We start from the raw sequence: 1,331 nt of genomic DNA, 5'->3' as shown, positions 1-1,331 counted from the left end.
TGAGGAGCGTTTTTGGTATGGCGAGCAATGTAGCACTGACGGGATTGGCGCGGGACATGCAGGCGCGTGCGGATGCGGGTCGTCCGATCCGCATCGGGCTGATCGGGTCTGGCGAGATGGGCACGGATATCGTCACGCGGGTGGCGCACATGCCGGGCGTCGAGATCGGTGCGATTTCCGAACTGAACCTGCCCAATGCGCTCAAGGCCGTTGATATCGCCTATCAGGAGCCGGGCCATTCCAAGGAAGTGAACACCGCCTCCGCCCTGACGGCTGCCATGGAAGGCGGCAAGATCGCCGTGACCAGCGATGCCAATCTGATCCTCGAGAATGATCTCATCGACGTGGTGATCGATGCAACGGGTGTTCCGGCTGTCGGAGCCGAGATCGGCCTTCGCGCCATGGAGCATGGCAAGCACCTCGTCATGATGAATGTCGAGGCTGACGTGACCATCGGCGCGTACCTTAAAAGCGAGGCGGACCGTCTTGGCGTGACCTATTCGCTGGGTGCGGGCGACGAGCCGTCCTCGTGCATGGAACTGATCGAGTTCGTCTCGGCCATGGGTCATCCGATCGTTGCCGCCGGCAAGGGCAAGAACAACCCGCTCAACATCGATGCCATTCCCGATGATTACGAGGAAGAGGCGGCACGCCGCCACATGAATGTGCGCATGCTGGTGGAATTCGTCGACGGGTCGAAAACCATGGTGGAAATGGCGGCAATCGCCAATGCCACGGGGCTTGTGCCCGACAAGGCGGGCATGCACGGCCCGGCCGCCACGCTGGACCAGCTCAACAAGACGCTGATCCCGCAAAGGGATGGCGGGCTGTTGTCGCGGGTTGGCGTGGTCGACTATTCCATCGGCAAGGGCGTGGCACCTGGAGTGTTCGTGGTTGCCGACATGTCGCATCCGCGCATATCGGAGCGGATGGAAGACCTGAAGATGGGCAAGGGTCCGTATTTCACCTTCCACCGGCCCTATCACCTGACCTCGCTGGAAGTGCCGCTGACCTGCGCACGCGTCGTGCTCTACGGCAAGGCGGACATGGTGCCTCTGGCCAAGCCTGTGGCGGAAGTCTGCGCGGTGGCCAAGAAGGATCTCAAACCCGGCGACACGCTCGATGCGATCGGCGAATATTGCTACCGCGCCTGGATCATGACGGCCCCCGAAGCGCGGACGGCGGGGGCAATCCCCTGCGGCCTCCTGCAGGGCGGCACGGTGACCGCTCCCATCGCCAAGGGCGAACTCATCACCAGCGCCAATGCCGCACCCATCCCCGGCTCCAAGATCGTCGAACTCAGACAAAGACAGGACAAACTCGTTTATGGC

Annotated in this window: 1 protein-coding gene; it reads left to right on the top strand. The window is 62.4% G+C overall.

The window, feature by feature from the left end:
- Nucleotides 1-17: 17 nt before the first annotated feature.
- On the top strand, nt 18-1,331 hold a 1,314-nt coding region (locus tag FHW16_RS28715; protein ID WP_182552864.1), incomplete at its 3' end, for an NAD(P)H-dependent oxidoreductase.

The organism is Phyllobacterium myrsinacearum, from assembly GCF_014138285.1.
GTDB classification, from domain to species: Bacteria; Pseudomonadota; Alphaproteobacteria; order Rhizobiales; family Rhizobiaceae; genus Phyllobacterium; species Phyllobacterium myrsinacearum_A.
Note: the sequence above shows the minus strand (reverse complement) of the source record. Positions and strands in the feature narration are given on the sequence as shown.